Below are 25,868 nucleotides of genomic sequence, written 5' to 3'. Positions count from 1 at the left end.
CTGCAATGCATATTTTTTCATCTTCATCCCTTAAGAAAATTTAAATGCATCCGTAATGTTGAGTCGAGAAGCACGATATGCGGGTAAAATTGATGCCAGCGAAGCGGTTAAAACGGGCAACACCAACGTAATCCAAATCAACTCTGGATTGTCTGTTTTAATGAAAGCGGTATAGCCAACCGACTGGCCCGGTGAAGGTGGCATTGCAATACCATAGACATTAATTATTGCGGCGAAGGCATAACCGGCGATGAGGCTGCCGAGCGATCCGATTACGCCAAGAAAAATGCCTTCCAGCCAGAATAACTGTGTGACATGCCACGGTTTTAAGCCGATCGCTCTTAAAGTAGTAATTTCTCGGGTTCTCTCAGCAATATTCATCGTCATTGAGTTGCCGATCATAAACACAACAATCAGCGCAACAATAAGCTTGATAAAGAAATAAATACCCGACAGCATTCCCTCAACCTGTTGGTAAAAAATAGACATATCTTTCCAGTCTTTAACGATCAAAGGCAGGTTGTTGTTAGAAATATACTTCCTTAGGTTTGTGGCAAAAACGTCAACTTCATCATTGTTTAGCAGGATAAGTACCTTGCTGACGCCATTCGTGTTCATTATTCTTTGAGCTGTAGTCAGTGGAACCTTTATAAACGCATCATCATAATCTTTAATACCTGACTGAAAAATGCCACGCAATTTTAAGGATAAAGCTCCCTGTCCACCCGCTGTATTAACGACCATAACATCCACCCAGTCTGCATAGTGTGCATTAAGCGTCCTAGCCAGGCCACTGCCTATTGTTATTTCGTCATGCTTTATTCGCGATAAATCACTACCGGAAATGATCTTATCAAACGCCCCTAACTTAAGTGCAGGTAAAGGCTCAACCCCCTGCGCAGAAAAATAGCTGGAGGTTTCATTCTCATACTGCGAAATAACACCACTGAATTCAAGTTGCCCAGAGATTGTTGAAATATGCTGAGATAGTTTTTTTTCTCTCAAAATACTTTCTTTGAGTAATGCGTAATTTTCTATCAAACTCTTATTTTTGTTTGCCGTATCAAAATAAGAATTATTATAAATCTGTACATGGCCAATGTTCGTACGTATGGTCTGCTCTTTCAAAACCCAGAAAGAATAATCAATGAACCCACCATAAATAAATATCGCCACCCCACCTAGAATGATGGCGGAAATAGTTGAAACGGTTCTCCTACGATGTCTGAAAAGATTTAAAAAAGCGAACTTTGCATCGCGAAAACGTATAACAAGGCAATACATCACAAAAGCAATGATGACCAGTGTAATGCAATTAATAAATATCATATCCTTTGACATTTAATCACCTTTCACCAACGGGAGCATAATTTGCGTCACTTCTTCAACACTCCATAAAGGAGCCTCATCGGCAGTGACCTTAACGCCGGGTTTTCGTCCATCTTTCTGTATTAGTGAAAGGCTGGATTGGTCATGCATTTTACAATTCTGCAACGCTATTACGTGCATTTTCTTGATATGCTCCACTATTCCACGACTGAATTTTTCTTTGTTTTCCAGTAACAGCTTGGTATCTGAAATAGTGATCACACAGCGCCCTAGTTCCGCCGTTAGATAAGCATCCAATCTTGCCCGCATATACCTGATGCGTAAATCTTTCTCATTAGAATCTACGGCCTCATCAAGATAGAAAAATCCTGTTTTGGCAAATTCAGAAGCTTTGATCAAATCGTTAACGGATGAAAAATAGCTCGCCTGTTTCAGCACCCCATAAGAATAAAAAATTAATGAGGAAACATTACCGGTTTCCTCATATTCCTGAAACAAGGATTCACTCGTCCTGGCTAACGCTGCTGGCTGGGTCGGAAACTGGTTTAATAGCACACTTTCCACAACCGGGACCGGAGACATATCAGCAACGCCACAAAATGGGATCGTAAAAAGGCTCAAACTCAGAAGCATTAATATTTTACTGGGCCGAATCATACGCTAACTCTCCATCCCTGATTTCTACCACTCGCTGCGCACGCTCCTTGAGTTGGGTAGAGTGCGTTGAAATAATGAAAGTGGTTCCTGTTTGCTGATTGATTTTGAGTAAAAGATCTAAAACGGCTTCCCCCGTAGCCTGATCAAGGTTGCCAGTCGGCTCATCGGCCACGACGACCTGAGGTTCATGCGCCAGCGCCCTTGCAATTGCCACGCGCTGCTGTTGCCCGCCAGATAGTTGACCCGGTTTACGATCCCGTAAATCGGCAAGGCCGACGCTGTCGAGAAAATGCAGGCTACGTTCTCTTGCCGACTTCGCATCGAAATGGCCATTTAGCACCAGTGGATAAAACACATTATCAAATGCATTTAGCACCGGTATCAAATTGAAAAATTGAAAAATAAAGCCCAGATGTTTACTACGAATAGTGGCAAGATCCGTTTCAGGTAAATCACGCAGCAATTTATTGAGAAACAGTACGTACCCCTCTGAGGGTTTATCGATACCGGACAGTATGTTCAGTAACGTACTTTTTCCGCTTCCGGAAGGACCACATAAAGCCAAAAACTCACCCTGTGCGATTTCAATGTTTATGTTTTTGAGTGCGTCAACTTTATTTTCATAAAGACCAAAGCTTTTATAAACACCATTTATAGAAATTGCAGGAAGCTCCTTAATATTGCTTCGCATCTTTCACTCCCTGACTGGTTAATACCAGGTATCAAAATAATTATAACCACCAAAACCATCCCCTAATATTGTTCTCATCACTCCATCACACAGCGAATGGTGAGCAATATATTGCCAACTCAACGCTGGAGTAAGACAACCACTATTACCGTAAATTTTGATAAGGTCGAGCATCCTCCCATACGGATTAGATGTTATTGGAAGATTTTCTGTTCCTCCTGCGGATGAAATAAGATTAGGTTCAGAAGCAATCAATTTATTGCTCTCGATGGGGTTATCATTATCCGCTTTGATGTACGATCCACAATTGATCTTCAGCTTACTCTCTCGCTGACTAAATATAAAACAACCAGCGCGCTCAATCGAAACATTGATACAGTGATTTTTGTTATACTTTTTACGCTGTTGCTTATGATTTATTTCTTCTGCAGTAAACGCCAGAATCGGCACTGCACGATACCCTGCACAAATAACGACAAAATCAAAAACATCCCAACACAAATAGTCTTGTGCTATACGCATTGCTTGCATTAATGCATTTTTTTCACCGCGTATTTTGCATGTAACATCATTGACTGAGAATTTCTTAACAAGATTTTTAGGTAGCGTATCTATAATAGCTGCATGCAATGAACTTATGTTATATTCAAATGCACTAGACTCGCCCCATGAATCGACATAAATAAATGCAGTGCGTGATTTTAACAAATGCATCCGTTCTTTTGCTGATAAATCATACAATGCTGAATCCGTGGCTTTTTCCATTGCATCAATATAGGGCATATAATTCGGCCGGCGTACAGCTTCGCGAATATAGGTATCTTTCATTGTACCAAATCGCTTAAATCCCCAGCCATTTGCTCCTGTCACTTTTAACGCGTTGTTATATGCGTGTGATTCCCACACGTTTAACCACCCAGGATAGTACAGATGTAAGGTTTCATCCGGCTCAACCAAAGAGAAGGATGATAAATACATATAGCTATCCATGCTTATTATTCCTTGCTCGTTTCGGTTAACATAACAGCAATAATGGAACCATCCACGCCCATTCCCATTTTCAAAACATGCTTTTTGTTATGCGGTATCACGCGATTTTCGAAAAGCATATGACGTGAGATATCTTCCATGATTACGTCACTCTTGATGGGAGTAATTATCTCGCTGTTTACCAATATATGATTTGCAATGACGAGATCTACCAGACCAGAACCAGTGGCGGTATAGCCAATTTGCCCCTTATAAGTAAGGACAGGCAGAGTCCGATTATCAGCCAACAATTTAATCGCAGTTGCCTCGATGCTGTCACTTATCTCCGTCCCGTTGGCATGAGGAATCACTGCACATAGCTCTTCAACCTTAACATCCGTTTCTTTTAGCAGCTTATTGATTAATTTGAGCATTGTCGTACTTTGCCATGAAGCATCGTAACTTCTGCTCGCGTTAATCTGCGTATAGACCGATTTCAGGCTAACTCCCCCGCTCAGGCCTCTAGCATGACGATGGCGATCGCTTTCGAGCAGTAATACGCTGTAGCCCTCAGCGAAATTAACCCCTTTACTGTTTATTCCAAACGGTTGCACGACTTCAGTATCCAGCATCCCTTGCGTTGAAAGAAACCAGATATCCTGAGTCTTAATTTTCGAAATGTTAATCACAAGCGCAAGGTCAATACCTCCGCACTCGATGGCCATACTGCTTATGTGAACTGCAGTCAGAGCAGAATTACTGGTACAGTTCATATTCGGTGGAAGATATTTCAGGTTATATTTGTGTGCTAAATTACATGAAATCTGATCCTGAGACATGTTCGCCACACATAAACGCGTAATCGAAGAGGTTAACTTTATATCTTCGATATCATTCTGATCATAAAGCGCTTTATAATCCATCCCGTCGATGCGTGGGCCAATGCCAGTCAGATAGACTCTGACATTATCTCCTGTCAGGCAGTGTTCCGTTAGGCCGCCCTGACATAGAGCATTATCAATAAGGCGATACAGCAAATCACAGTCGCTATCATTTGTACCCTCAAGTTTCGCGATTCGCTTATTGCCATTAAAACCACATTTTATCGCTTCAGCATCAGATTTAAACCACGGCGATAACTTAACGCGTTCGCCGTGTTTTAATTTTGTGATCAGCTGCAAGCTATTATCTGCAAATGGCAAGTTAACACTATAGCCTGAAATAATAGAACTCCTGTCCACCTTATTATCCCTTAATCACGAAGGCATAATAGTTTCCACCTTCAGTAGCTCCTACCAGCAACGCATGCTTAACCATTAGTTTAAGATTCTGACGAACGAAGTTAATACGATCGTCAACAAACGTGCGAGTAAAAGGAATCGCGGGAACCGATTGTTTTTTAATGCAATCTGCAAGTATCGCCAGGTTTAGCAATCCCGCTGAGGAAGCGACAAAACCAAACAAGGCATTGTAATTCACCACAGGAACTTGCGGATGTTCATGTTGGAAAGTGCTGTAAATGGCATCAAGTTCAATCTTCGCGCTCTCCGCACTGCCACTACTGGTACCGCAAACCAGATCGATATCCCCGGCATTAAGACCGCTATCCTTCAGCGCACGCTGGATTGCCAGCGACATTGCGCTTGCTTTTTCGTCTGTTCGTGAAGCATCAAAATAACTGTTACTGCATGATTTGCCGTAACCAACCACTTCAGCTAAAACCTCCGCACCGCGCGCAACTGCAGCCTCGGGATCTTCCAGTAACAGCATACAAGCACCTTCACCCGGAACGTACCCTTTCGCATCTTTGGCATAAATTTGGTAGTCCCTGGCATCCGCTGTCATATGCAGCTTTTGCGTTACAGCATCCATATACAGTGACATTGACGGGAAGTATTCATCAGCCCCTCCCACAATGACCTGGGGTTGCAAATGCTGCCGAATGATTTCGTAACCATACGTCAATGCACCCAGCGCAGCATTCTCACCTGTCGCAAGCGTTGTCGTGTATCCCTTTACGCCTTCAGAAATGCCGCAAAACGTTGCAATCGAGTTCATCAGCGAGCCCGGGAATTCAGATGTGCGCACCTTTCTCGGATCCGGTTTAAGGCTCTGCAAATATTTGTAGGTTGTCTCTTGCGGTCCACGGGACATTCCCATGACCATGCCAAGTTCTTCTCCGTCGCGTTTAATTCGACGTTTTGCCATATTCAGCGCTTCTGACAGCGCCATCAGTGCGAAGGTCCCGCCACGAGTCGCTTTACGAGGGTCAAAGCGGCGTAAGTGCTTACGGGGTTCAAGACCAGTTACCTGATAGGTTTTAAAATCCTTTTCCTCGTCCGGAAGCTTATTGGCATCAATGACATACTCATCACCGAGCAGTTCTTTGAACTGATTGGTCTTTACCAGGACGTCCAGCAACTCTTTAACTTCCTGAAGGGTATCTTCAGGAAAAATAATTTCGCCCAATTCAACAGAGGTGTCGCTTTGATGGACACGCTCCAGGATCTCACTCAGTTGATGTCCAATGGCAGAGACTGCCCCTATGCCGGTAATTGCGACGCGCTTGGCATCATATGTAGTCACGGGAACTGAACAGGGCTTGGTACTCACAATCATGCAGCAGTTATTGCCGCCGAATGCGTAGTTATTTTTCATAAAGATGTTGATATCTTTCTGCCGAAAATCGTTGGCAACATAGTCAAGATCGCAATTTGGACGTGCCACTGAAAAGTTTAATGTTGGCAGAACTTTTTTCTCAGGCAGCGTAACCAGGCAAGCAATAAGCTCGACGATACCTGCAGCGCCGATATTATGCCCAAAATAAGATTTGGTAGAGCTGATCAACACGTTCTCAACGTTGGGGAAGACTTTTTTCATCGCCAGCGTTTCGATTTGGTCGTTGGCCTCCGTTCCCGTTCCGTGCGCATTGACGTAATCGATCTGTTCCGGCGTGACACCGGCATTTTCCATCGCTTTCAGCATGACCTGCACAGCCCCGCTGGCCCGTGGATCCGGTCCGGTTTCATGGTAAGCATCACAGGAGGTTGCATAAGAGAGAATTTCGCCATAAATGGTGGCACCACGCGCAACGGCATGCTCATACTCTTCCAATACAATCGCACCCGCACCTTCACCAATAGACATACCCGAATTACCTGAAAATGGTGAGCAGGTGTCAGGATGCATGACGTTCAGGGCATAAAAGCCCGCAAATGTCGGCAAATAAATGGGTTCCGTTCCAACAGCCAGCATGGTTTTGCTTTTGCCATTCTGTATGTAATCGAAAGCCATACCAACAGCATTAGGGCTTGCGGTGCAGGCAGTAGCAACCAGCTCCACGCCACCTTTCAATCCTAGAAGAGTTGACGCACTGGAACAGCAGGACGAGAAGCCGCCAGAATATAACGCCTTACGTAACGAAAAGTCCTGAATACGCTGCTCAAAGAGAGGGAGAAATGCCTCGGTTCCTGCAGAAGAGACCCCAACGATTAAACCCATTTCCTCAAGGCATTCAGACCGTTGAGTCAGACCCGCCTGATTTAGCGCATCCTTACCAACTTTGTAAGCCCAGAGAGCGGCATTATCGAGGGAGGCGACGATCTCCTCTGATAATTCAGAGTAGTCGATGTCATGCAGAACTTCAGCTGCTCGGGCATTTTCAAACCACGTTGAAAATCGCTCGCTGTCAGCAACACCGTTTTTTTTCTCCAGCAGCGCCTGACGGAAATCCGCAATATTTTCTGCAAGAGATGACAAAATCCCCATCCCTGTAATGACGACTCTTTTTCTGCTCGTCTTCATAATAACCTGTATTCTCCCCAATTAATTTTTAGCAAAATAATGCTATCAGGCTGAAAAACACTCATGGAGCGTTAATTCAGCCATTAGTTTTCCTGTGAAAGCGCATTTTTCGCTTTGGATGGATCAACAAAGCTGTGCGCTGTTGGGTTGACTAATAGGCTCAGGTTATAAATGAAAGGCACAGACTGGGTTTTCGCCGCCACATCACCCGCAGCAGTTTGTATCGTAAAACCCTGAATGTCAGAAAGAGCAAAATCACTGTCAATCATTGCCAGAGCAATGTAACTCTGCAATGCAGGAGATAATATGGCCTTAACCACCAGTCCAATTTCCTGTCCATTTAAGATAATTTTGTCATTAGAATTTAGACAGGAGCATTCAACGATTGGGATAATACCCACGACCTTACGTTCTGCTTTCGCCAGAGATAATTTCTCAACTGCAGATTTACCAATAAAATCATCCTTGTCATATTGGACAGCCCACTGCATTTGCAGCTCAACAGGATTGCGAGAATAGTTTGCATACAGATTTTCGTCCCAACCTGTATTTTCCACGCGAACCATAGCTTGATAATCCAGACCACCAGTTTTGAGGCAATACTTTACTCCAACACCCAGTAATTTATGCCAAAGTTCAACCAGTGCGCACTGTGGGCCAATCATTTTATAAGCAAATTCTCCGTGCTTACCACAGCGGAATACCATCAGCCCATCATCGGTATTCATATACTCATAATATGGCAAACCAATTACGTCAAACCCATAAACCTCAGCCATAACTTCCCATGCGTAAGGTCCTTCAAGCATAATGACACCCCAGTCATCTACATCCATGGATTTTATTTTGGGAATTTCCTGAATGTCGAGCTCATCAGCCTTTTCGAGGGATTGTTGCAAGATTTCCATAAGTGTCTGAGTTGAAAGATTTTCAGACAGAATATAATAACCTTCCGACGTGCATAACGTGTAAATGTCACCTCGAACAGTCCCGTCATCATTTAACACCAGAGAATAAATGCCTTGCTCATCACGGATGATAGACACATCAGCAGATGCAATATAATTCACCAGCGCCCAGGCATCATCTCCGACTACACTAATGATAGACATGTGAGAATAATCAACCAGTAAAACATTCTCCCGTACCGCTTTATATTCTTCTAAAAAATCACAATAGGAAGACGGAACAGAACGGTTGTTATAGACACCCATCCTGGCATTGTTTTTCAAATGTACACTTGAAAGCGAACTCATAAAATGTCCTTATTTTATTTGATTTTTATTGCGTACTCAGGCAGTTTTCTTATGAATGATAAATGAAGCAAGGCTGTTAATGCTTCTCATATACGAAGGATCATCGCTTTCTTCAACCTGGATGTTAAATGCTTTATCAAGCATAACGATGATTTCTGTAGCATCAACGGAATCAAGCTTCAGACCATTGCCAAATAGAGGCGTATCATCATCAATTTGATGCTCTTCACGTTGAATATTCAAACGCTGAATGATTTCAGTTTTAATAGTAAAAAGCACGGCTTTTCGCTCGTCAATCTTCTCATTAACATGTGTCATTAACTTCACTCCATTGATGAATTACAAAACTTCCCGAAAATTAATAATAGTACCTTGGCTTATTATTTTCTTTCCTACATTAGCCGTAACCGAATAATGTTTAAAACCATGGCTATCAGAAAAAGCCAGCTTACTCTGTACTTCTATGGTATCACCCGGGTAAGCAGAATCTTTAAACTTCAAATTTTGTGCGGCCAGTACGCCACGAACCTGAGCCCGGCGCGCACGAATTATTTCTAGCATTTCAGGATGGCTGATACAGCCATGGATATCCCGCAGGCTTCGGAATTCCTCTCCGGTACGTTCGCGATAAATATCACAAATATCTGTCAGAAAAGATAAATACTCACTCGCCTGACCAAAGATTTCTGAAATGATCGCACCTGGCATAATCGGATCTTCAGGAAAATGCCCCAGCAGATAGGGATCGTTATAGGTAACGTGCTTCACGACCTTAATGAATCCGTTATCGCCATACTTATAGTCTTCTATTCTGTCAACCATTAACAACGGTTGTCGCCATCCACCCATTTCGAGAAAGACTTTTGAAGGAATTGAATATTTAGACATAAATCACCGCATTACCATGCCGCCATCAATAACGATGGTTTGGCCAACAATGTAACTGGATGCCGCGGAGCTGAGATAGACAATAGTGTTCGCCACTTCGTCACATTTTCCAAGGCGCTTTAACGGGATCGAGTGGGTGATTCCGCGAACGACTGTGCGTGAAACTTTTTTGACCATTTTAGATTCTATCATCCCCGGAGCCACGGCATTCACGCGTACCCCGCGCGGCGCAAGCTCAGCTGCTAATGTCCGTGTAAAGCTGAGTATCGCGCCCTTAGAGGCACTATAGTTGATCTGACCAACGCTCGGGACAATAGCGGCAATAGAAGCGACGTTAATGATCGCTGGATTTTCTGCTCCCCGTAATAACATTAATGCTTCTTTTGTTAATCGGAACAGACTGAGCAGATTCGTATTGATCACCGTGCTAAAGTCATCAAAACTCATGGAAGCAAAAAGACTATCTTTAACGATGCCCGCATTGTTCACCAGCACATCCAGTTTCCCAGCGTCATTGGATAGCCGACCGCATAGATCAGCGACAGCTTCAGGGTTGGCAAGGTCACACTGAATGATATGCAGTCTATCCCCCGCTGAGTGGCTCATTTTCAACTCGTTAAGCGGAGTAGCATTAGCGTTGTACAAGGCAAAGACAGTACATTCCTGCTCGAGAAATTTAGCACAAATAGCAAGGCCGATATCTCCACTGGCACCTGTAACCAGTACTGTTTTACTGATGAGGTCGTTGTATTTAAACATATCCATCATGTCCCTTTACTTAACAAATAATGGTTGCCGCAATCGCGTATGTACGGCAGTGAGAAATACTCAGAGATATGTTCACAACCCTCTGTTCCTCGACAATTTCCTTCAGCCTGCCTGACAGGATAAATTGTGGGCAGCCATACTCATCATGCGTAACTTCAATATCATGAAAGCGAATTCCATCTCTGAATCCAAAACCCACGGCTTTTACAATGGATTCTTTTGCTGCCCAGAATCCTGAAGCGCGTTCATAATCTGGATTAGCGAGGTTAATTATTTTTATTTCATTCTCAGTGAACACTCGCTCAAGAAAACCTGATTGCCCATCTGAAACAGCCCTCGCAATCCTGTCGACTTCAACAATATCAGTACCAATACGCATGAATTATTCACTATTAAAATTAAAGTTGATAACCGATATTAAAATTAATGATATATTTGTCGACGTCCATTTTATCAGGATAAAGGAATGGACTGGTTAATGAGAGATCATATTCCAAAGCCTTAACAGCACCTTTAACGCCAATAACGCCACCCATCACCTTTTTCCCGTCAACATCCTGTGCGGAAACATCTCCCACAATTTGACCATAGTCCGTACCGACGTAAGCGATTGAATTTCGATAACCGGTAATTATATTCAACGTGTTCTGAACGTAGAATCCATTATCGCCATCAATTCCGCCACTATTTTCAAAACCTCTCACGCTCCAGCGATTAGCAATGGAGAACTTATCCTGCAGCGTAAGCTTATCCGGAGAGTACTGTACACCGAGATTCATATCGTAATAAGCCTGAACAGGCAATGAAGTTAGCCAATTCACATAATTCACATAATTCACATTCAAATTCACAATCTGACTTCGTGAACTTACAGCACCAGTGTTCATGTCAGGGGTTTTTGTACCGCCTAACCCCGTCATAAATCGCTGCCAGCTTATACTTGAATCTAATGTGGAACCTGTAAAATTTTGCTTGTAGTTTAAACCTAAACGCAGATTACCCATATCGCGCTTCTGTAAAACTAACTCCTCGCCACCCAAACTGTAATTATATTTACGTCTGATAATCTCTGCGAATGCAGAAAGTTTAGAATTAGCATCTCGACGCAGCATTCTGTACCCTTTCAGGCTCAAATATTCCGTTTTACCTACATAATCAAAGTTATATTTACCAATATCGATACCCTGCGTGGATTTACTATTGCTATAGAAAATACTAAATTCAGAGTAACCGACAGGGAAGCTATAATGAGTGCTAAGATTTTTGTACCCCCCAGTCTGGCTTGAAGTACCCGCCAAATAGAAAAGATCGCTTATCCTGGCAAAATTATACAGGTAGCCCACAGCACCAACAAGTTGCCTCCCGGTACTTTCATCCCCAAAGTTGTTATACGACGTTCTAAGATTCCAGTTTTTGAAACGCTGAGGATTAATTTCAACCACACTCGTCCCATTTCTGTCGCCGGGAAGAATTTTAATTTTGACATCAACGCCGGGCGTTCTTTGGATATTTTCAAGCCCTTGCTCAATATCTCTGATATTGAGAATGTCACCTTTACCAAATGGTAGCAGAGATTTATTAATATTATTATCAGTGATAATAATATTTGAAATTCGTCCCGGAATTACATTCAGGATCAATTTTTTTGATAATAAATCCTGTGAAGGCGTATCCACTCGTGTTGTGACATAACCTGATTTTATCAAATAGTCTTGTAAGAGCACCGCCGTTTTTTCAAGACCTTTTACTCCGAGGCATCTCCCCGCAACTTGATGCTGAATATTTCGGATGCCGCGATTGTTTAGGAAATCGTTTTCAATAACTAACTCATCAATAAGATAACATGGTGTTTCCTGTGGAAACTCATTATCAGTAACTGAAGTGTCCTTTGCTTTAGAGTAGACATCTTTTTTTTCCACTTTGCTTTCATGAAAAGAGGTGCTGTCGTTATTTTTTTGTTCTGTAATAAGTCGCCCTAACTTCACTTCTGCAGTAGCTTTAAAACTGATAATTAAAAAAACAGTAGTAACACATAAAAGAGATCGAATATCCATTTCCCATCCTGATAAGGTAAAAGCAGCAATTGTGCACTGCTTTTACCTGTTACTTAATTATCTACCAACTACATTACCAAAAATATTTGCAATATATGCATTAGACTGGAAACCTTGAGCACCACCCACTACAGCCCAGAAACCAGTGTTAACAATTTTCTCAGCATTGATTACAGCTTTACCTGAACTGAACAGATTGCTGTAGTTATATACGTTATTACTAACGTTTACGGTTAACTGAGAATCCCCAACGATATTACCGTAGTTGGTGATATTTTTCGCCTTAACATTTGTCGTGTATCCTGACATGTTGCTACCAAGAGAGCTCGATACATCATTCTCAGATATGATAGACAGGTTGTTTTTAGCAGCCATATCTTTGTTGTTAATGACAGATTGGCTATTCACATTTAAATTGCCATCAGCGCTGATGGTGTGATTATTATTCAGGATACCTGAGGTTTTAACAGTAACATCACCTTTGCCGCTGATCCATCCATCATTATGATAATCACCTTTAATATTAATTAAAATGTTCTTATCAGATGCGATAATGCCCTTGGCGGTATTATTAGCAATGGAACCATTACCTTTGAGAGATAACCAGTTAGCATCAATGCTCAGGTCGTCGGCTGCATAAATGGTTGAATAATTGCCACTCACCTTATTCGCTTTGATCGCCATGCTGCCAGCATTCGCTGCGATTTGAGAGTTGTTGCTGATCATATCGCCATTCACATCAATCTTGAGGTTGCCTGTTTCAGCAACGATACGGCTATCATCACTGTTCAAGCTTTTGGCCGTGATCTCTACGCCAGTCCCGCCAACTAATCCACCCAGCTGGTTAGCGAAACCAAAGTACTGGCCGGCATTGTAGCCAAACATATTGCCACCGCTGGTGTTAACATGACCACCCGCGTTGATTGCCAGTTTTTCATCAGCAACAATCAGGGAATATTTATTATCAACATCTGTATCAGACTGGATGCTAATGTTTTTACCCAGTACCATTGAGCTGTCGTTGCTCACCTTTTTGGCTTTAATTGATACATCACCTTCAGTTGAGGTAACAATACCAATTCGGCTATTGAAAGTGTCGGAAAGTTCAATGTTTACGCCTTTAACACCGTTGATACCTGACTGGCTGGTCTGCATTGAACGACCTTTAATTGAAAGATTTTGGCTACTTTCAATTTTGCCCTGGTAGTTATCGATATCCTTGGTTGTTTCCAGGAGGATATTATTTGATGAGGCAATTTTACCGGCGTTGTTGAAGATATAATCAGCTGAAACATTAATACCGTTTCCTGCGATAATACCTAAAGCATCTGAACCCGCATTACCAGCAGACTGGGTGCCGTTATTATAAACCGCCTTGGTGGTTTTAATCTTAATAGCGCCAGTATTGGAGCGAATCAAACCATTCTGATTTTCAATATTTCCAACACTTTCCATATCAATATTCTGATAGGCATCAATAACACCCGCATTGTTATTTAGCGCTGTGTTCTTCATGCCAACATAATAACCATTAATCTGGCCATTTTTGTTTTCAAAAACACCCGTTTCCAGAGCGACAATGCCTGCTTCAATACCCGCGTTTTTGCCTTTACCAGAGTTAGTCAGTTTCTGCTGATTGGTATTCACCGCCAGCGTAGCGCCTGCAGCCAATTTACCATTGGTGTTATTTAAGGCACCGCTGGTAATATAAGCATCTGCAGCAGATGTGATGCTACCACCACTGGTGTTGGTAATGACGTTCTTAGCGGTTTCAATTGCAATTTTTTTGCCGCTGGTAATTTTACCCGCCACGTTGCTCAGGCTTCCGTTGGTATTAATATCGATACCACCGCTGGATTTTATGGTTGCGGAATTGTTGATGAGCCTGCCGTTGCTGGCAATTTTAACGCCGCCTTCTCCACCTGCGATTGTGCCTTCGTTACGTACACCCATCCCGCTTTCAGTGCTGATCAGGCTAATGCGATCGGCATACATACCGCCCAAACGAGAAACATCCACGCCATAGGAACTTGCATTGCCAGACGCCATTGCCTGACTTGTCACTTTTCCATTCGCATCGATATTATTGTTACCTGCGACAATGGAAAGTTCACTTACTTCGATAGCGCCGATGACTTTAACGCTACGCGCCAAAATCTCAGTTGGCGATTCGCTCTGCAATCCAGCCACCGTGATAGTACCGCCATTAACCGAGTAGCCAGATAATGCGCCGTCACGTACTGTTGATGTACCTGTGGTCAGGGTTGCTTTCTTGGCGTTGATGAAACCGCCACCCTGAGTGGTGATGCCATTCGGGTTAGCAATGATTAGGTGTGCTGAATCACCTGCAACTTCCATCAGACCGTTAAGGGTACTCGCATTGAGGGAGGTCACTTCGTTCAGAATAACTTTTGCAGTACCGCCAGCCAGATTCGGGTTAGCGGCAATTTGACCGCCCAGCACGGTATTTGTGGCGCTGGAGGAGTTGTTAAAAATCAGCCCCTCTTTGCTCACGTTCAGAGATTCATAAATGTTATGTGAGAGTCCATTGCTGTTAGCTTCTTTGATATTAACGACGTTAACACCATTAGCCGCCGCCGTGACGCTGCCATTAATAATAGAAATGTCCGTCGCTTGTGCCATTACTGGCATCAGCAGTAACAACGAGGCTGCGATAGGATTTAATTTGATCGAACCATATTTATTTTCACGATTTTTCATATGAACCTTTTCTTCAGATAGTATTGTTTACACACAGTCAATAGGGAAAACACAACGCGCACGCATTGTTTTTCATTTTTTTCATTCACAGTGACCGTTCTTTAACGCATCATTTGTAAGCGCGCTAAATTCTTAAAAATAAGTCACATATAGCCTTACGCATATTATTGTTAACATGTGCAAGGTAACGGCGACTTACCTTTAAATTGGGTAATATGATACGAGTACATCTTTGATGTTGGAATCGCAAACGTGTAGTAAGGAAAGTAATGACTTTAATGTCATTAATGTCATTGAAATCATGAGACGCTCCTTGTATATCATGCTTTCACTACTGGAAAGACTCTAACTCGAGTCACACTTGTCGTTAAACTCAGGGAATTTCCCAGAAAAACTGACGACATCATCATTGAGCATACCCTTTGGCATGACCTGGTCAGCCAGCTATAATTAGCGTATATTTTTACGCTAGAAATGATGAACAAAAAGTGAATTTTTCATCCATTAAGATAAAATTTTACTGCAACAAGATCTTAATCAATATCGGAATGTGGTTGAGTTAGGTGAGTTAGCCTTGGTGTAATGAATTAATATCACGCTTTTTTATAATCTTCTTCATATAGGTCTGTGAATATAATGATTTCATGCTTTATATAAAAAATAGAAATCACCACCCAATTCAAGAATATAAATATCAGCCCAATCAGAAATCAGCTCAGGGTAATGCACATATGATTGAGCATTAAATAAAAACAACATCAATTGACAGCGTGAATATCTTCACTGTTTTATTTAAATATAGATGCACCCTAACCAATAACAATGATACTATTTCAAGGTCAGTATTTTGCTGGCTTAACTATTATTTTTTAAAGGAATAAAAATGAAAGAATTATCAATTCACGAAATAGCACAAGTTTCTGGTGGATTTAACCTGATTGGCGCAGCAACCGGCTTTAGCAACTTTGTAGTGAGTGCTGGTGCTGGCTTTGCTTCGTTCGTTGCAAACTCCGGTGCCGCTTTTGCTGGTTTTGTTATCGATAGCACAAAGGCATTTGGTTCATTCCTGAACGGCAGCAACAACTGGGAAACCTTTGTTTCTTCTGGTTTAGACAACTGGAATGGCTTTGTAACGACAGCCGGCGACAGCTGGGACACCTTCGTTAATAATGCAGCAACCGACTGGAACAGCTTCATAAATGCTGCCAGTGCGTAATTTGCTTTAAATCTGTTGATGGGCAGCACCACGATGCTGCCCGTTTTCTGCCGCCAATATCAGGCTGCTTCTCACTCATATCGTTCCATGCTTCGCCCTCTCTTTCGCTTAACAGCACTAATCATTAATACCAGCAATATTTGTTTATCTTCGCTCTGTTTACCCCACCTCTCACTCGCACTACACTGGTCGCGCTTTTCAGACTGAGGTGGTAATGAACGATTATAAAATGACGCCAGGCGAGTTACGCGCCACCTGGGGTTTAGGGACTGTTTTCTCATTGCGTATGCTTGGCATGTTTATGGTCCTGCCCGTTCTGACCACTTACGGCATGGCATTGCAGGGGGCAAGTGAAGCGTTAATTGGGCTCGCTATCGGCATTTATGGCCTGGCGCAGGCGGTTTTTCAGATCCCGTTTGGTCTGCTCTCAGACCGCATCGGCCGCAAGCCACTGATTGTCGGCGGCCTGCTGGTATTTGTTGCCGGTAGCATTATCGCCGCCCTCTCCCACTCCATCTGGGGCATTATCCTTGGACGTGCCTTGCAGGGCTCAGGTGCCATTGCCGCTGCCGTCATGGCGCTGCTGTCAGACCTTACGCGTGAACAAAATCGCACGAAAGCGATGGCCTTTATCGGCGTCAGCTTTGGCGTGACCTTCGCTATTGCGATGGTGCTGGGCCCAATCATTACCCATGCGCTGGGATTGAACGCGCTATTCTGGATGATTGCGGTGCTGGCAACCCTCGGCATCGCCCTGACGATCTGGGTCGTGCCGGACAGTAAAAATCATGTGTTGAACCGCGAATCCGGGATGGTGAAAGGTTGCTTTAGCAAAGTATTGGCTGAACCGCGCCTGCTGAAGCTTAACTTCGGCATCATGTGCCTGCATATCCTGCTGATGTCCACCTTCGTCGCCCTGCCGGGTCAGCTTGCTGCAGCCGGGTTCCCGGCCGCTGAGCACTGGAAAGTCTATCTGGTGACGATGTTAATCTCCTTTGTTTCCGTCGTGCCTTTTATTATTTATGCCGAAGTGAAGCGACGGATGAAGCGCGTCTTCATTGCCTGCGTCGCGTTGCTGTTAATCGCCGAAATCGTGCTCTGGGGCTCTGGCCCACACTTCTGGGAACTGATTGCCGGGGTACAGTTGTTCTTCCTCGCCTTCAACCTGATGGAAGCCCTGCTGCCGTCGTTAATCAGCAAAGAGTCACCGGCAGGTTACAAAGGAACAGCGATGGGGATTTACTCCACCAGCCAGTTTATCGGTGTGGCGATTGGTGGCGCGCTGGGCGGCTGGGTCGATGGATTATTTGATTCGCAGACCGTCTTCCTGGCAGGTGCCCTGTTGGCGACGGTATGGCTACTGGTTGCCAGCACCATGAAAGAGCCGCGCTACGTCAGCAGTCTGCGGGTAGAAATCCCGCAAGATATCGAGATTAACGATACGTTAAAACAGCGAATAGAAAGCAAAGAAGGGGTCAGTGAGGTATTACTGGTACCTGAAGAGCGCAGTTTGTACGTCAAAATCGACAATAAACTGACCAATCGCGTAGAAGTTGAGCTGGCGCTTAAAGCCTGAAAACAAGCCCGGCGAGCCGGGCAAGTTTCTTAATCGCGGAAGTTTTTGAACTGGAAAGGCTGGCCGAGATCGCTGCCGCGCACCAGCGCCATCACGCCCTGCAGATCGTCACGGGATTTTCCGGTCACGCGAATTTCTTCACCCTGAATTTGCGCCTGAACCTTCAGCTTGCTGTCTTTGATGAGCTTGACGATTTTTTTCTGCATCGCGCTCTCAATGCCCTGCTTCAGTTTGGCTTCAACAAACCAGGTTTTGCCACTGTGGACGAACTCTTCTGGCACATCGAGAGATGTCCCTTCAATGCCGCGCTTTAACAGCTTCGCGCGTAAAATATCCAGCAACTGAGTCACCTGGAAATCCGATTCGCTCAGGATCTTAATGGTCTTATTTGCGTCGTTCAGGTCAAAACTTGCCTCAACGCCACGAAAGTCGAAACGTGTCTCAACTTCACGGCTTGCGTTATCCACGCCGTTACGTACTTCCTGGATATCAACTTCGGAAACAATATCGAAAGATGGCATCTTTTCTTCTCCCTTTACTTTTGTTGCGTTGCATAATACCCGCAACGAGGCATAACTCAACAGAAGCTTAACTGTCGACGCTATACTTAATGCTGTAACACCTGGTGTGGTTGCAGGTGAGGAGGAACAATGAAAATTACCGTGCTTGGATGCGGAGCGCTTGGACAACTTTGGCTGACCGCACTGTGCAAACATGGACATGAAGTACAAGGCTGGCTGCGTGTGCCGCAGCCCTATTGCAGTGTAAACCTGATTGATGAAGATGGGAGTATCTTTAATGAATCTCTCATTGCTAACGATCCTGACTTCCTGGCGCAAAGCGATCTGTTGCTGGTGACACTGAAAGCCTGGCAGGTTTCCGATGCTGTCAAAGCACTGGCCTCCACCCTTCCCCGCACCTCGCCGATTATGCTGCTGCACAACGGCATGGGCACTATTGAAGAGTTGAAAAGCATCCACCAGCCACTGCTCATGGCCATCACCACCCATGCTGCGCGCCGGGATGGCAACGTGATTGTTCATGTCGCCAGCGGCATGACCCACATTGGCCCCGCGAGGGCACAGGAGGGTGACTACAGTGGTCTTGCCGATCTGTTTCAGCAGGTGCTGCCGGATGTGGCCTGGCATGACAATATTCGCCCGCAAATGTGGCGCAAACTGGCGGTGAACTGCGTGATTAACCCGCTGACTGCGCTGCTGAACTGCCCGAATGGCGAGCTAAAAAATCACCCGGAGCAGCTGGCAACGCTGTGTGCTGAAGTTGCCGCTGTCGTTGAGCGCGAAGGGATCCACACCTCGGTGGACGATATTCGCTATTACGTCGAAGAGGTCATCGAAAGCACGGCACAGAATATCTCGTCGATGCTGCAGGACGTGCGCGGGTTGCGGCATACCGAAATTGACTACATCACGGGCTACCTGTTAAAACGCGCCCGAGCGCACGGCATTAGCGTGCCTGAAAATGTCTATTTGTATGAACAGGTTAAACGTAAGGAGAGTGAGTATGAGCGCGTCAGCCCTGGTATGTCTCGCCCCTGGTAGCGAAGAGACCGAAGCGGTTACCACTATCGATCTGCTGGTTCGTGCCGGGATTAGCGTGACCACTGCAAGCGTCGCCAGCGATGGAAATCTGATTATCACCTGCTCACGTGGCGTGAAAGTCGTGGCCGATGCACCACTGGTTGAGGTCGCTGACGGCGATTACGATATCATCGTCCTGCCCGGTGGCCTGCAGGGTGCGGAGTGCTTTCGCGACAGCCCCCTGCTGGTCGAAACCGTCCGGCAGTTCCACCTTTCCGGCAAAATTGTCGCTGCGATTTGCGCCGCTGCAGCCACGGTCCTTGTACCGCATAACCTCTTCCCGATAGGGAACATGACCGGCTTCCCGGCGCTGAAGGATCGTATCCCCGAGGATCAGTGGGTAGATAAGCGCATGGTCTGGGATCCGCGTGTGAATCTGCTCACCAGCCAGGGTCCAGGTACGTCGATTGATTTTGCATTGAAGATAATCGAACTGCTGGTCGGTCGCGAAAAAGCTTACGAAGTCGCATCATCGCTGGTGATGGCGGCGGGGATTTATAACTATTACGAGGCGTAATGCATAAAAAAGTCGGGTGACGGCTACGCCTTACCCGACCGACAAAATGCATGAAATCGTTCGCCCGGTTAGCACAGCGCCACCGGGCGTTAAGGCTACGGGCGATATACCTTCACATTGGTAAAGCCCTGCTCACGCAGATAGAGCGCCTGCAGACGGCTCATCACACCGCGCTCACACCACAGCAGATAAGTTTTATTCTTATCCAGATCGCCAAACTTAGTGCTCAGCTTGTAGAACGGCAGCGAAGCCACTTCAACCCCTTCCGGCGTAAACGGATTCGCGTCCTGCTCATCACCCGAACGGATATCCAGCAGCACATCGTCCGGGCCAAAACCGGTTACGGTTTCTACTTCCACCACGTCCTGCTGGGTCTGCTGCGCGATTTCGCGGATATCGATATTGGACGCCTCAGCGACCACTTTATCGAGGATGCCGAAATCGAAATTCTGCTCTTCGGCTTCAATCTTACCCTTCACCGCTTTGACGGTTGGGCTTTTCGAAATCACACCGCAATATTCCGGCATCGTACGGGCAAAATCGGCAGTACCGATTTCGCGCGCAAGATCGATGATGTGCTCTTTATCGTGGGAGATCAGCGGACGCAGGATCAGCGTATCAGACACGTTATCGATAAGGCGCAGGTTGGTCAGCGTCTGGCTGGAAACTTGACCCAGCGCTTCACCGGTCACCAGTGCCTGCACGCCGTAGCGCTCAGCCACCTGAGAGGCGGCACGAACCATCATGCGCTTCAGCACCACGCCCATCTGGCCGTCTTCCACTTTTTCGAGGATTTCGCCAACCACAGGTTCGAAGTTAATAGCGACAAAACGCACGCGGTGGGAGCTACCAAAACGTTTCCACAGGTAATGGGCCACCTGACGAACGCCGATTTCATGTGCGGCACCGCCCAGGTTAAAGAAGCAGTAATGCACGCGACAGCCACGACGCATAAGCATATAGCTGGACACGCCAGAGTCGAAACCACCGGAGATCAGTGACAGCACGTCTTCCTGCGTCCCGATCGGATAACCACCGATGCCTTCATAGCGCCCATTAACCAGCAGCAGGCGATCGTTTTCGATTTCGAGATTCACCGTCACATCCGGACGCGTCAGTTTCACGCGTGCAGACTCAATGTGCTGATTCAGACCGCCGCCAATGTAGCGTTCGGCTTCGATTGAGGTGAATTCATGCTTTCCGCGACGCTTCACGCGCACGCAGAAGGATTTTCCTTCAACTTCAGGGCGAAACTGCACCAGCACTTTTTCAAAAATATCGTGAAGCGAGGTGAACGGCACATCTTCGACATCCAGAATGTGGTGGATCCCAGGAATTCGCGTCAGCGCATCGCGGATGTCCAGACGCTGGCTTTCATCTTTGGCGCGAACTTCGATGTGATCCCAATGGCGCACAATGGCGAGCGTTTCTTCGTATTCTTTTAAGACGTTACGAATGTTACCGGTCAATATTTTAATAAAGCGCAAACGCACAGATTGGCTTTTGATAGTGATTTCCGGGAACAATTTAATGATAAACTTCATGGCGGCAATATTTCGTTGGCAAGCCGGTAACGGCTTGTGATGGAAGAAAGTACAGCAGCCTGCATATCCACCAGGCTGCATCCAGGCCCGCAAGTATACCACCATCGCGAAGCGCCTGTGCACATTGCGCGTTATTTGATAATTACCCTGAGTCCGATACCATGTCAGGGATATAAAACTGAGAGTCAAAAATTCACTATGCCGAAGAAAAACGATGCACCTGCCAGTTTCGAAACTGCGCTGAGTGAACTTGAGCAAATCGTTACCCGTCTGGAAAGCGGCGAGCTGCCGTTAGAAGAGGCGCTTAATGAGTTCGAACGCGGTGTGCAGCTGGCCCGTCAGGGTCAGGTTAAGCTGCAGCAGGCAGAACAGCGCGTGCAGATCCTGCTCTCTGATAACGAAGATGCCACTACGACCCCCTTCACGCCGGACGCCGAGTAAATGGATTTTCCGAACCAGCTTCAGGCGTGCGTTGAGCGTGCTAACGATGCGTTGCGCCGGTTTATCGACCCGCAGCCTTTTCAGAACACTCCACTGGTTGAGGCCATGCACTATGGCGCACTGTTAGGCGGCAAACGCCTGCGTCCCTTTTTGGTTTATGCCACCGGCAAGATGTTTGGGATTAGCGATGACACGCTGGATGCCCCGGCGGCAGCGGTCGAATGTATTCACGCCTATTCGCTGATTCACGATGATTTACCGGCGATGGACGATGACGACCTGCGTCGCGGTCAGCCGACCTGTCATATTAAGTTTGGCGAAGCGAACGCGATCCTGGCAGGCGATGCCCTGCAGACGCTGGCCTTTGCGATTCTGAGCGACGCCCCGATGGTTGAGGTCGCGGACAGAGATCGCCTGGCGATGGTGTCAGAGCTGGCAACGGCAAGCGGCGTAGCTGGCATGTGCGGGGGTCAGGCGTTGGATCTGGAGGCCGAAGGCCGTCAGGTTAATCTGGAACAGCTTGAGCGTATTCATCGCCATAAAACCGGTGCATTAATCCGGGCGGCGGTTCGTTTGGGTGCGCTGAGTGCGGGTGAACGCGGGCGTCAGGCCCTGCCGATTCTGGATCGCTACGCAGAGAGTATCGGTTTGGCGTTCCAGGTACAGGATGACATTCTGGATGTCGTGGGCGATACTGCAACATTGGGGAAACGTCAGGGTGCCGATCAGCAGCTTGGCAAAAGTACCTATCCCGCCCTACTGGGCCTTGAGCAAGCCCAACAAAAAGCCCGGGACCTGATTAATGATGCCCGCCAGTCGCTAGACCAACTGGCCGCGCAGTCACTGGACACCTCGGCACTGGAAGCGCTAGCGGACTATATAATCCAGCGTGATAAATAAACATACAATCTCGATGAGCCTTTGATGAGTTTTGATATTGCCAAATACCCGACGCTGGCGTTGGTTGACTCCAGCCAGGAGTTACGTCTGTTGCCGAAAGAGAGCCTGCCGAAGCTTTGCGACGAGCTGCGTCGCTATCTGCTCGACAGCGTAAGCCGTTCCAGCGGCCATTTCGCCTCCGGGCTTGGCACGGTGGAGCTTACCGTAGCGCTGCACTATGTCTACAATACCCCGTTCGATCAGCTGATCTGGGACGTGGGCCATCAGGCGTATCCGCACAAAATTCTCACCGGTCGTCGGGATAAAATTGGCACTATTCGCCAGAAAGGCGGCCTGCATCCGTTCCCGTGGCGCGGCGAGAGCGAGTACGACGTGCTGAGCGTCGGTCACTCCTCTACCTCTATTTCTGCCGGGATCGGCATTGCCGTCGCAGCAGCGAAAGAGGGCAAACAGCGCCGCACCGTCAGCGTGATTGGCGATGGCGCCATCACCGCTGGGATGGCGTTTGAGGCCATGAACCACGCCGGGGATATCAAACCGGATATGCTGGTGGTCCTCAATGACAACGAGATGTCGATTTCTGAAAATGTTGGTGCGCTGAATAACCATCTGGCGCAACTGCTGTCCGGCAAGCTTTACTCGACCCTGCGCGAAGGCGGAAAAAAAGTCTTTTCCGGCGTTCCGCCGATCAAAGAGCTGCTGCGACGCACCGAAGAACATATTAAAGGGATGGTCGTACCTGGTACGCTGTTCGAGGAGCTGGGCTTTAACTACATCGGCCCGGTAGACGGTCACGACGTTCTGGGGCTGGTCACCACGCTGAAAAATATGCGTGACCTGAAAGGCCCGCAGTTCCTGCATATTATGACCAAAAAAGGCCGGGGCTACGAGCCGGCAGAAAAAGATCCGATCACCTTTCACGCGGTGCCAAAATTCGACCCCACCAGCGGCTGTCTGCCAAAAAGCAGCGGCGGTATGCCAAGCTATTCTAAAATCTTCGGCGACTGGCTGTGTGAAACGGCGGCCAAAGACAACAAGCTAATGGCCGTGACCCCGGCGATGCGCGAAGGCTCCGGGATGGTCGAGTTCTCGAAAAAGTACCCGACGCAATATTTTGACGTGGCCATTGCCGAGCAGCACGCAGTGACCTTCGCCGCAGGCCTGGCGATTGGCGGTTATAAGCCCGTGGTGGCCATCTACTCTACCTTTCTGCAGCGCGCCTACGATCAGGTTATTCATGATGTCGCGATCCAGAAATTACCGGTGCTGTTCGCCATTGACCGGGCAGGCATTGTCGGTGCCGACGGCCAGACCCATCAGGGCGCATTCGACCTCTCTTATCTGCGCTGCATCCCGGATATGGTGGTGATGACGCCAAGTGACGAAAACGAATGCCGCCAGATGTTATTTACCGGCTATCACTATCAGGACGGCCCAACGGCGGTACGTTATCCGCGTGGTAATGCGGTCGGCGTGACGCTGGAACCGCTGCAAAAACTGCCGATTGGCAAAGCCGTTGTGAAACGTCAGGGTGAAAAGCTGGCGATCCTGAACTTCGGCACGCTGATGCCGGAAGCGGCAAAAGTCGCAGAATCCCTCAACGCCACGCTGGTGGATATGCGTTTTGTCAAACCGCTGGATGAGTCGCTGATTCTGGAGATGGCGACGCGCCATGAGGCACTGATCACCCTCGAAGAGAACGCCATCATGGGCGGCGCAGGCAGCGGCGTGAACGAAGTGCTGATGGCCAACCGCAAACCTGTACCGGTACTGAATCTCGGCCTGCCGGACCGCTTTATTCCTCAGGGCACGCAGGATGAAGCCCGTGCCGAAATTGGGCTGGATGCCGCTGGCATCGAAGCACGCATTACCGCCTGGCTGGCATAATCCCTCCCCTTTCCGCTCCTGCTATGCTTAACGGTACTGTTTTAAGCAATCAGCAGGAGTGGAACCATGCAATACAATACATTAGGAAAAACAAATCTTAAGGTTTCCCGATTATGTCTGGGGTGTATGACCTTTGGCGAACCGGACCGGGGAAAGCACGCCTGGACCTTACCTGAAGAGAGCAGTCGCCTGATTATCAAGCACGCCCTCGAGGGCGGAATTAACTTCTTTGATACCGCTAACAGCTATTCCGACGGCAGCAGCGAAGAGATCGTGGGGCGGGCGCTGCGCGATTTCGCCCGCCGGGATGAGGTCGTGGTCGCCACTAAAGTCTATCACCAGGTGGGCGACCTGGCGGAAGGGCTCTCCCGGGCACAGATCCTGCGCTCAATCGACGACAGTTTACGACGTCTGAACATGGAGTATGTCGATCTGCTGCAAATTCACCGCTGGGATTACAACACCCCGATTGAAGAGACGCTTGACGCGCTGAATGAAGTGGTAAAAGCGGGGAAAGCGCGCTATATCGGTGCCTCATCGATGCATGCTGCGCAATTTGCTGACGCGCTGGCGCTACAGGCCGAGAACGGCTGGGCACCGTTTGCGACCATGCAGGATCACTACAATCTTATTTATCGCGAAGAAGAGCGTGAGATGCTGCCCCTGTGCTATCAACATGGCGTGGCGGTGATCCCCTGGAGTCCGCTGGCACGCGGGCGTTTAACCCGCCCGTGGGGTGAAACCACCGCCCGTTCGGTATCCGACGAATTTGGTAAAACGCTGTATGACGAAACCGAAGCCAACAATGCGCAAATTGCCGAGCGCTTGACCGGCATTGCCGATGAACTGGGCGTGACGCGCGCGCAGGTCGCGCTGGCGTGGGTGCTGAGCAAACGCGGGGTTGCCGCCCCGATCATCGGCGCGTCGCGCGAAGAGCAGCTGGACGATTTATTGGGGGCGGTCGATTTAACGCTGACCCCAGAGCAGATTGCCGAGCTGGAAACGCCGTACCGGGAACATCCGGTGGTCGGATTTAAGTAATAAAAAAG

23 protein-coding genes are annotated in these 25,868 nt (G+C 47.0%); 8 read left to right on the top strand and 15 right to left on the bottom strand.

All coding sequences use genetic code 11. The features are described from left to right. Positions 1-30 precede the first annotated feature (30 nt). The 13 genes from M8013_RS10325 to M8013_RS10265 form a co-directional block, all read right to left on the bottom strand. Positions 31-1,341 (bottom strand): ABC transporter permease, encoded by a 1,311-nt coding sequence (locus M8013_RS10325; RefSeq protein WP_271267715.1) that lies wholly within the window; start codon positions 1,339-1,341, stop codon positions 31-33. After that, a complete protein-coding gene (locus M8013_RS10320) occupies positions 1,342-1,986 on the bottom strand; it encodes a hypothetical protein (protein WP_271267714.1) in 645 nt (214 codons plus the stop codon). It abuts the gene before it with no gap. Continuing rightward, positions 1,970-2,677: an ABC transporter ATP-binding protein gene (locus tag M8013_RS10315; protein WP_271267713.1), complete on the bottom strand. Its 708-nt coding sequence runs from the start codon at positions 2,675-2,677 to the stop codon at positions 1,970-1,972. Before M8013_RS10315 ends, M8013_RS10320 begins: the two co-directional genes overlap by 17 nt. A gap of 18 nt (positions 2,678-2,695) precedes the next feature. After that, a complete protein-coding gene (locus tag M8013_RS10310; protein ID WP_271267712.1) occupies positions 2,696-3,667 on the bottom strand; it encodes an ATP-binding protein in 972 nt (323 codons plus the stop codon). A 5-nt stretch (positions 3,668-3,672) separates the two neighbouring features. Further along, complete coding sequence (locus tag M8013_RS10305) at positions 3,673-4,887, bottom strand: beta-ketoacyl synthase N-terminal-like domain-containing protein (RefSeq protein ID WP_271267711.1); 1,215 nt, start codon at positions 4,885-4,887, stop codon at positions 3,673-3,675. Between the two features lie 4 nt (positions 4,888-4,891). Then, positions 4,892-7,450, bottom strand: coding sequence for a beta-ketoacyl-[acyl-carrier-protein] synthase family protein (locus M8013_RS10300; RefSeq protein ID WP_271267710.1), 2,559 nt, complete (start codon positions 7,448-7,450; stop codon positions 4,892-4,894). Between the two features lie 83 nt (positions 7,451-7,533). Continuing rightward, positions 7,534-8,706, bottom strand: coding sequence for an aminomethyl transferase family protein (locus tag M8013_RS10295; protein WP_271267709.1), 1,173 nt, complete (start codon positions 8,704-8,706; stop codon positions 7,534-7,536). 36 nt (positions 8,707-8,742) lie between these two features. Then, complete coding sequence (locus M8013_RS10290) at positions 8,743-9,024, bottom strand: acyl carrier protein (protein ID WP_271267708.1); 282 nt, start codon at positions 9,022-9,024, stop codon at positions 8,743-8,745. A gap of 21 nt (positions 9,025-9,045) precedes the next feature. Continuing rightward, positions 9,046-9,594, bottom strand: coding sequence for a hotdog family protein (locus M8013_RS10285; RefSeq protein WP_271267707.1), 549 nt, complete (start codon positions 9,592-9,594; stop codon positions 9,046-9,048). 3 nt (positions 9,595-9,597) lie between these two features. After that, positions 9,598-10,359, bottom strand: a complete 762-nt coding sequence (locus M8013_RS10280; RefSeq protein ID WP_271267848.1) for an SDR family oxidoreductase — start codon at positions 10,357-10,359, stop codon at positions 9,598-9,600. A 13-nt stretch (positions 10,360-10,372) separates the two neighbouring features. Beyond that, positions 10,373-10,741: a holo-ACP synthase gene (gene acpS, locus M8013_RS10275; RefSeq protein WP_271267706.1), complete on the bottom strand. Its 369-nt coding sequence runs from the start codon at positions 10,739-10,741 to the stop codon at positions 10,373-10,375. A gap of 19 nt (positions 10,742-10,760) precedes the next feature. Continuing rightward, positions 10,761-12,416, bottom strand: coding sequence for a ShlB/FhaC/HecB family hemolysin secretion/activation protein (locus M8013_RS10270; RefSeq protein ID WP_271267705.1), 1,656 nt, complete (start codon positions 12,414-12,416; stop codon positions 10,761-10,763). Between the two features lie 57 nt (positions 12,417-12,473). After that, the gene (locus M8013_RS10265) at positions 12,474-15,137 is read right to left on the bottom strand and encodes a two-partner secretion domain-containing protein (RefSeq protein WP_271267704.1); all 2,664 of its coding nucleotides are present in this window, start codon (positions 15,135-15,137) and stop codon (positions 12,474-12,476) included. An 883-nt stretch (positions 15,138-16,020) separates the two neighbouring features. Between M8013_RS10265 and M8013_RS10260 the strand changes: the two genes are divergently transcribed. Next, the gene (locus M8013_RS10260) at positions 16,021-16,353 is read left to right on the top strand and encodes a hypothetical protein (protein ID WP_271267703.1); all 333 of its coding nucleotides are present in this window, start codon (positions 16,021-16,023) and stop codon (positions 16,351-16,353) included. A 214-nt stretch (positions 16,354-16,567) separates the two neighbouring features. Continuing rightward, positions 16,568-17,929 carry an MFS transporter gene (locus tag M8013_RS10255; RefSeq protein WP_271267702.1) on the top strand — a complete coding sequence of 454 codons (1,362 nt, stop codon included), beginning with the start codon at positions 16,568-16,570 and terminating at the stop codon, positions 17,927-17,929. Positions 17,930-17,958: 29 nt separating this feature from the next. Here M8013_RS10255 and M8013_RS10250 read toward each other — a convergent pair whose 3' ends face one another. Continuing rightward, positions 17,959-18,450, bottom strand: a complete 492-nt coding sequence (locus M8013_RS10250; RefSeq protein ID WP_271267701.1) for a YajQ family cyclic di-GMP-binding protein — start codon at positions 18,448-18,450, stop codon at positions 17,959-17,961. Between the two features lie 129 nt (positions 18,451-18,579). Between M8013_RS10250 and panE the strand changes: the two genes are divergently transcribed. Together panE and yajL are read left to right on the top strand one after the other, a co-directional pair. After that, positions 18,580-19,491, top strand: coding sequence for a 2-dehydropantoate 2-reductase (gene panE / locus M8013_RS10245; protein ID WP_271267700.1), 912 nt, complete (start codon positions 18,580-18,582; stop codon positions 19,489-19,491). Continuing rightward, positions 19,454-20,047, top strand: coding sequence for a protein deglycase YajL (gene yajL, locus M8013_RS10240; protein WP_271267699.1), 594 nt, complete (start codon positions 19,454-19,456; stop codon positions 20,045-20,047). Before panE ends, yajL begins: the two co-directional genes overlap by 38 nt. Before the next feature lie 95 nt (positions 20,048-20,142). On the opposite strand, the gene thiI is transcribed toward yajL, so the two are convergent. After that, positions 20,143-21,591, bottom strand: a complete 1,449-nt coding sequence (gene thiI / locus M8013_RS10235) for a tRNA uracil 4-sulfurtransferase ThiI (protein WP_271267698.1) — start codon at positions 21,589-21,591, stop codon at positions 20,143-20,145. Between the two features lie 198 nt (positions 21,592-21,789). Here thiI and xseB point away from each other — a divergent pair, with 198 nt between their 5' ends. The 4 genes from xseB (at position 21,790) to M8013_RS10215 (ending at position 25,860) form a co-directional block, all read left to right on the top strand. Then, positions 21,790-22,032: an exodeoxyribonuclease VII small subunit gene (gene xseB / locus M8013_RS10230; RefSeq protein ID WP_271267697.1), complete on the top strand. Its 243-nt coding sequence runs from the start codon at positions 21,790-21,792 to the stop codon at positions 22,030-22,032. Then, complete coding sequence (gene ispA, locus M8013_RS10225) at positions 22,033-22,932, top strand: (2E,6E)-farnesyl diphosphate synthase (protein WP_271267696.1); 900 nt, start codon at positions 22,033-22,035, stop codon at positions 22,930-22,932. A 24-nt stretch (positions 22,933-22,956) separates the two neighbouring features. Continuing rightward, the gene (dxs, locus tag M8013_RS10220; protein ID WP_271267695.1) at positions 22,957-24,819 is read left to right on the top strand and encodes a 1-deoxy-D-xylulose-5-phosphate synthase; all 1,863 of its coding nucleotides are present in this window, start codon (positions 22,957-22,959) and stop codon (positions 24,817-24,819) included. 66 nt (positions 24,820-24,885) lie between these two features. Further along, on the top strand, positions 24,886-25,860 hold the full coding sequence (locus tag M8013_RS10215) for an aldo/keto reductase (RefSeq protein ID WP_271267694.1): 975 nt from the start codon (positions 24,886-24,888) through the stop codon (positions 25,858-25,860). Positions 25,861-25,868: the final 8 nt, after the last annotated feature.

It is taken from the genome of Silvania confinis, assembly GCF_025564085.1.
Taxonomy (GTDB): Bacteria; Pseudomonadota; Gammaproteobacteria; order Enterobacterales; family Enterobacteriaceae; genus Enterobacter; species Enterobacter confinis.
The sequence above is the reverse complement of the archived record's forward strand: the minus strand, read 5'-3'. Positions and strand labels throughout refer to the sequence as shown.

Bases quoted from the DNA above. Each gene is read 5' to 3' on its own strand.
- M8013_RS10315 (WP_271267713.1), bottom strand. From the start codon at position 2,677: ATGCGAAGCAATATTAAGGAGCTTCCTGCAATTTCTATAAATGGTGTT.
- acpS (WP_271267706.1), bottom strand. From the start codon at position 10,741: ATGCGTATTGGTACTGATATTGTTGAAGTCGACAGGATTGCGAGGGCT.
- M8013_RS10265 (WP_271267704.1), bottom strand. From the start codon at position 15,137: ATGAAAAATCGTGAAAATAAATATGGTTCGATCAAATTAAATCCTATC.
- panE (WP_271267700.1), top strand. From the start codon at position 18,580: ATGAAAATTACCGTGCTTGGATGCGGAGCGCTTGGACAACTTTGGCTG.
- xseB (WP_271267697.1), top strand. From the start codon at position 21,790: ATGCCGAAGAAAAACGATGCACCTGCCAGTTTCGAAACTGCGCTGAGT.
- M8013_RS10215 (WP_271267694.1), top strand. From the start codon at position 24,886: ATGCAATACAATACATTAGGAAAAACAAATCTTAAGGTTTCCCGATTA.
- dxs (WP_271267695.1), top strand. From the start codon at position 22,957: ATGAGTTTTGATATTGCCAAATACCCGACGCTGGCGTTGGTTGACTCC.
- M8013_RS10310 (WP_271267712.1), bottom strand. From the start codon at position 3,667: ATGGATAGCTATATGTATTTATCATCCTTCTCTTTGGTTGAGCCGGAT.
- M8013_RS10300 (WP_271267710.1), bottom strand. From the start codon at position 7,450: ATGAAGACGAGCAGAAAAAGAGTCGTCATTACAGGGATGGGGATTTTG.
- M8013_RS10285 (WP_271267707.1), bottom strand. From the start codon at position 9,594: ATGTCTAAATATTCAATTCCTTCAAAAGTCTTTCTCGAAATGGGTGGA.
- M8013_RS10290 (WP_271267708.1), bottom strand. From the start codon at position 9,024: ATGACACATGTTAATGAGAAGATTGACGAGCGAAAAGCCGTGCTTTTT.
- thiI (WP_271267698.1), bottom strand. From the start codon at position 21,591: ATGAAGTTTATCATTAAATTGTTCCCGGAAATCACTATCAAAAGCCAA.
- M8013_RS10320 (WP_271267714.1), bottom strand. From the start codon at position 1,986: ATGATTCGGCCCAGTAAAATATTAATGCTTCTGAGTTTGAGCCTTTTT.
- M8013_RS10255 (WP_271267702.1), top strand. From the start codon at position 16,568: ATGAACGATTATAAAATGACGCCAGGCGAGTTACGCGCCACCTGGGGT.
- M8013_RS10250 (WP_271267701.1), bottom strand. From the start codon at position 18,450: ATGCCATCTTTCGATATTGTTTCCGAAGTTGATATCCAGGAAGTACGT.
- M8013_RS10295 (WP_271267709.1), bottom strand. From the start codon at position 8,706: ATGAGTTCGCTTTCAAGTGTACATTTGAAAAACAATGCCAGGATGGGT.
- yajL (WP_271267699.1), top strand. From the start codon at position 19,454: ATGAGCGCGTCAGCCCTGGTATGTCTCGCCCCTGGTAGCGAAGAGACC.
- M8013_RS10270 (WP_271267705.1), bottom strand. From the start codon at position 12,416: ATGGATATTCGATCTCTTTTATGTGTTACTACTGTTTTTTTAATTATC.
- M8013_RS10280 (WP_271267848.1), bottom strand. From the start codon at position 10,359: ATGGATATGTTTAAATACAACGACCTCATCAGTAAAACAGTACTGGTT.
- ispA (WP_271267696.1), top strand. From the start codon at position 22,033: ATGGATTTTCCGAACCAGCTTCAGGCGTGCGTTGAGCGTGCTAACGAT.
- M8013_RS10325 (WP_271267715.1), bottom strand. From the start codon at position 1,341: ATGTCAAAGGATATGATATTTATTAATTGCATTACACTGGTCATCATT.
- M8013_RS10260 (WP_271267703.1), top strand. From the start codon at position 16,021: ATGAAAGAATTATCAATTCACGAAATAGCACAAGTTTCTGGTGGATTT.